Here is a 5,695-nt window from a genome sequence, read left to right as displayed (position 1 = left end):
GGTGCTGGGCCAGACCCCGGGCCGGGACACGGACTTCTTCGCCCACGGCGGCAACTCCATCGCCGCCATGCGGCTGGTCGCCGGCCTGCGGGACGGGCTGCGCCGGCAGGTCGGCGTCGAGGACCTGTTCACCGCGCCGACCGTGCCGGGTCTCGCCGCACTGCTGGCGCGGGCCGCGGCGCTGCCCGACCAGAAGCCGGCGACCGGCAACCCGCCGACGCTCGCGCCGACGCAGACCCGGTTGTGGTTCACCGACCGGCTCGCACCCGACGACGCGCCGTACAACATCGCGCTGGCCAACCGGCTCACCGGTCCGCTGGACGTGGCGGCCCTGCGCCGGGCGTTGCGGGCCGTGGCGGACCGGCACGACGTGCTGCGCTGGCGGATCAGGCAGACCGCGGGCGAGCCCTTCGCCGAATGCGCGCCGCCCGCCGACGTGCCGCTCGCCGTGGTCGAGGTGGCCAGCGAGCAGGAGCTGGCCCGGCTGCTCGCGGCGGGCGCGCGGCGGGTGTTCGACCTGGACGCCGGGCTCACCTGGGCCGCGACCCTGTACCGGCTCGCGCCCGGCGAGCACGTCCTCGCGATCACGGTGCACCACGCGGTGTTCGACGGCTGGTCGCAGGCGCCGCTGTACGCCGACCTCGCGCGGGCCTACCGCCAGGCGCAGGCGGGCGTCGTGCCGGCGCTGCCGCCGCTTGCGGCGACCTACGCGGACTACGCCGTGTCGCGGGCCACCCGGGACCGCGAGACCGGCGCGGCCGACCTCGCCTGGTGGACCGAACACCTCGCCGGCGCGCCCACCGTGCTCGACCTGCCCCGCGACCGGCCCCGGCCGGCCGTGCAGACCTACGCGGGTGCCGAGGCGAGCGTGTCCTTCCCGGCCGGGGCGGACACCGCGGTGCGGGCACTGGCCGCGACGCTCGGCACCACGACGGCGGGCGTGCTGCTGGCCGCGCTCGCCGAGCTGCTGCGCCGCGTCACCGGCAGCGCCGACCACGTGCTCGGCGCGGTCGTCGCCGACCGGGGGCCGGCCGAGTTCGACGACGTGATCGGGTTGTTCGTCGACACCGTGCCCGTGCGGGTGCGCACTGGCACCGGCACGACCCCCGACACCTTCGCCGGTGCCGTCCTCGCCAACGCGGCGGAGCTACGGCAGGCCACCGCGCACCCCGGCGCCCCACTCGACCGGATCGTGGACGCGCTCGGCCTGCGCCGCGACACCGCCCGCGCGCCACTGGTGCAGGTGTTGTTCAACGTGCTGAACTTCGCCGAACCGCGCCTGCGGCTGTCCGGAGTGGACACCGAGCCGATCGCGGTCCCCAAGCCGGGCTCGCCGTTCGACCTCACCCTGTACGTCGCGGAGCGCGACGGCCGGTTCGCCTTCGACACCGTGTACAACCCGGACCTGTTCGACGCCGACCGGGTCGTGGCGCTGCTCACCGACCTCGTGGCGCTGGCCGGCGCGCTGGCCGCGGCACCGGACCGGGCGCCCGGCGACATCGCGCCGCATCTGCCGGGACCGGTGGCGTCGGCGGCGGCGCCCGGCGCGATGACCGTGGCCGCACCGGAGGTTCCCGACCCGCCGGTGCCCGCGGGGACGGGGGAGGCCACCGCGACCGAGAGGCTGATCGCCGCCATCTGGCGCGAGGTGCTGTCGCGGGAGTCCGTCGGCCTGGCCGACAACTTCTTCGACCTCGGCGGGCACTCGCTCGCCGTCGCCGCCGTGCACGGGCGGCTGACCGCCGCCACCGGCCGGCAGATCCGGTTGTTGGACCTGTTCCGGTACCCGAACATCCGTGCGCTGGCCGCACACCTGGACGGCACCGCCGCCCGACCCGAGCTGGCCGCGGCGGCGATGCGTGCCGCGGCCCGCCGGAACCGGGCGGGGAACCGGGCCAGGCGCACCACACCGCGCCGCCCGAACGGCACCGCGCAGTAAGCAGCAGAGGGGAACGACCACAGATGGACCAGCCGAACGAGATCGGCATGCCGGACGAGGTGGACGGGTGCGAGCCGATCGCGATCGTCGGCATCGCGGCGCGGGTGCCCGGGGCGAACGACGTGCACCAGTTCTGGCGCAACCTGGTGGACGGCGTCGAGTCGGTCACCACGTTCACCCGGGAGGAACAGCTCGCCCGCGGCGCGCTCGAGGTCGAGGTCGACGACCCGGGCTGGGTGTCCGCGGCGCCGGTCGTCGACGGGTTCGACCTGTTCGACGCCGGGCTGTTCGGCATGACCGACCGCGAGGCGGCGCTGACGAGCCCGCAGCACCGGCTGTTCCTCGAGAGCTGCTATACCGTGCTGCAGGACGCCGGCTACGACCCGGCCCGCTACCCCGGCGCGATCGGCGTGTACGCGGGCACCGGCGGCAACGCCTACTTCTGGGAGAACATCAGGAAGAACGCGGCGGCCAGCGGCTCACCGCACAACGGCGTCTCGCTGGCCACCGGCAACCAGCCGAACTACGTGGCCACCGGCCCGTCCTACCGGCTGGACCTGCGCGGGCCGAGCATGACCGTCGCCACCGCGTGCTCGACCTCCCTGGTCGCGCTGCACCTCGCGTGTGAGGCCGTGCGGGGCGGCGAGTGCGACATGGCGATCGCGGGTGGGGTGAACCTCGAGCACCCGCAGGGCATCGGCTACCTCGGCATGGAGGGCTTCACCTCACCGGACGCGCACGTGCGGCCCTTCGACGCGGGCGCCAACGGCACCGTGTGGGGCAGCGGCGTCGGCACCGTGCTCGTGAAGCGGTTGTCCGACGCGGTGGCCGACGGCGACACCGTCCGTGCCGTCGTGCTGGGCAACGCCATCAACAACGACGGGGGCAACAAGGTCGGGTTCACCGCGCCGAGCGTGGACGGCCAGATCGAGGCCATCGCGCAGGCCGTGGGGATGGCCGGCGTCGACCCCCGCACGATCACCTATGTGGAGGCGCACGGCACCGGTACCGCGATGGGCGACCCGATCGAGGTCACCGCGCTGTCCACCGTGTACGGCCAGGACACCGCCGCCCGCGAGTGGTGCGGGATCGGTTCGGTGAAGGGCAACATCGGCCACCTGAGCCAGTCCGCCGGCATCATCAGCGTGATCAAGACCGTGCTGGCCATCGAGCACGGGCTGATCCCGCCGTCGATCAACTTCGAGCGGCCGAACCCGGCGATCGACTTCGCCGACACCCCGTTCTACGTGACCTCGACGCTCACCAAGTGGGACACCGACGGCGTGCCGCGCACCGCGGGCGTCAGCTCGTTCGGCATCGGCGGCACGAACGCGCACGTGGTGCTGCGGGAGCCGCCCGCGGGCGTCGCCCGCCGCGGGAAGCCGGGCCCGCAGGTGCTGGCGCTGTCCGCGCGCGGCGAGTCCGCTCTGGACACCGCGGTCACCCGCCTGGCCGAGCACCTGGAGCACACGCCGGCAGGTGACGAGTACCTGGCGGACGTCGCGCACACGCTGCGGGTCGGGCGGCCGGAGTACACCCACCGGGCCGCGGTCGTGGCGAGCGACCTGCCGGACGCGGTCGCCGCGCTGCGCGCGAAGCGCCGCCGCCAGCAGGGCGTGGCCGACGGGTTGGCGCCGAAGGTGGCGTTCCTGTTCTCCGGCCAGGGCGCCCAGTACGCCGGGATGGGTGGCCAGCTGTACGCCGCCCGGCCGGCGTTCGCCGCCGCCGTCGACGAGTGCGCCGAGCTGCTCGCCCCCGACCTGGGGCTCGACCTGCGCGACCTGCTCCTCGGGCGCGACCCCGACGCCGAGGCGACGCTGCGGGAGACCCGGTACACCCAGCCGGCGCTGTTCGTCGTGGAGTACGCGCTCGCCGTGCTGTGGCAGGAGATGGGTGTGCGGCCGGCGGCGATGATCGGCCACTCGATCGGCGAGTACGTCGCCGCGACCGTGGCCGGGGTGTTCGCCCTGCCCGACGCGTTGCGGGTGGTGGCCGCCCGCGGCCGGCTCATGCAGACGGTGCCGCCGGGCGCGATGCTCGCCGTGCAGCTCGGCGAGTCCGCGGTGGACCTGCCGGCCGAGCTGGCCGTGGCGACGGTCAACGGGCCCGGCACCTGCGTGGTGGCCGGTCCGGCGGCGGCCGTCGCCGCCTACGCGCAGACCCTGAAGGCCGCCGGCGTGAAGGCCAAGGAGCTGCGCACCTCCCGCGCGTTCCACTCGTCGATGATGGACCCGATCCTCGCCGAGTTCACCGAGGTGGTGCGGGGAGTCGACCTCGCGGCGCCCCGGCTGCGGTTCCTGTCCAACGTGTCCGGCGGGTGGATCACCGACGAGCAGGCCACCGACCCGGCGTACTGGGCCGCGCACCTGCGCAGGCCGGTGCGGTTCGGCGACTGCGTGGCCACGCTGCTCGGCGAGGGCGGCCGGTGGTCGCTCCTGGAGTGCGGCCCCGGCCGCCAGCTCGCCGGGCTCGCGCGCATGCAGGTCGCGAAGGCCGCCACGGCCGGGCAGCGGGCGCTCGCACCGCTGGCCAGCCTGCCCGGCCCCGGCGAGCCCGGCGGTGACCTCGCCGTCGTGGCGGCCACCTCGGCCGCGCTGTGGGTGACCGGGACCCCGGTGCGCGTGCCGTCGGCGCCCGGCGCCCGGCGCATCCCGCTGCCGGTGTACCCGTTCGAGCGCAAGCGGCACTGGATCTCGCCCGACCCGGTCACGTCCACCGCCGCCAGGCCGGAGCGCCGCGGACCCCAGCCGCTGTCCGACTGGTTCGCGGTGCCGGCGTGGCGCCAGGTCGCCCCCGATCCCCGGACTGTCCCGTGCGGACGGGCACTGGTGTTCGCGGACGGCCCGCGCGGCGCCGCGCTGCACGCCGCGCTCGCCTCGGCGGGCACCGAGGTCGTGCTGGTCGGCACGACCGGCGGGGACCACACCGTCCGCCCGGGCGTCCGCGAGGACTACGACGCACTGGTGGCCGCGCTCGGTGGCGTGCCGCCGCGGATCGTGCACGCCTTCGCGCTCGACGGCGACCCGGCCGGCACGGACATCGCCGCCGCGTGGGCGGCGCAGGACCGCGGGTTCTTCAGCGTGCTGCATCTCGTCCAGGCCCTCGCCGGCGCCGGCCTCGCCGAAGGGGTGCACCTGGACCTCGTGTCCGCCGGCACCGCCGACGTCTCCGGCGCCGACCTCACCCGACCGGAACAGGCGACCCTCGCGGGCCTCGCCCGCGTGCTGCTGGTGGAGCTGCCCGGCCTGACCGTGCGGCGGATCGACGCCGACCCGGCCACCGCCGACGTGCGCGCGGTGGTCGCCGAGCTGCACCGGCCGGTCGAGGACGACCGCGCGGAGGTCGCGCTGCGGTCCGGCCGCGCGTGGGTCGGCGGGTACGAGCAGGTCTCGCTGCCGGCTGGCACCCGGGGCCCCGTCCACGACGGCGGCCGCTACCTGATCACCGGCGGCCTCGGCGGCGTCGGCATCACCCTCGCCGAGGACTTCGCGGTGCGGGCACGGGCGAAGCTGCTGCTGACCTCGCGGGCCGGGCTGCCGCCCCGCGAGGAGTGGCACACCTACCTGGCGGTGCACGGCAGCGCGCCGACCGACCGGGTCGGGCGGGGCATCGCCGCGGTCCGGCGGATGGAGGCCGCGGGAGCGCGGGTCGTGGTGGTCGCCGCGGACGTGACCGACCAGGCCGACGTGCGCCGGCTGCGCGCGGTCGCGCACGAGGAGTTCGGCGGCCTGGACGGCATCGTGCACGCGGCGGGCC

Annotated in this window: 2 protein-coding genes; both read left to right on the top strand. The window is 75.9% G+C overall.

What is annotated here, in order from left to right:
* A partial coding sequence (locus tag ACJ73U_RS46690) for a condensation domain-containing protein (RefSeq protein WP_407784252.1) occupies positions 1–1,939 on the top strand: 1,939 nt, incomplete at its 5' end.
* Between the two features lie 23 nt (positions 1,940–1,962).
* Positions 1,963–5,695, top strand: a 3,733-nt coding sequence (locus ACJ73U_RS46685) for a type I polyketide synthase (protein WP_407784251.1), incomplete at its 3' end; no start/stop codon positions are given.

This window comes from Actinophytocola sp. (assembly GCF_045807065.1).
Taxonomy (GTDB): Bacteria; Actinomycetota; Actinomycetes; order Mycobacteriales; family Pseudonocardiaceae; genus Actinophytocola.
Note: the sequence above shows the minus strand (reverse complement) of the source record. Positions and strands in the feature narration are given on the sequence as shown.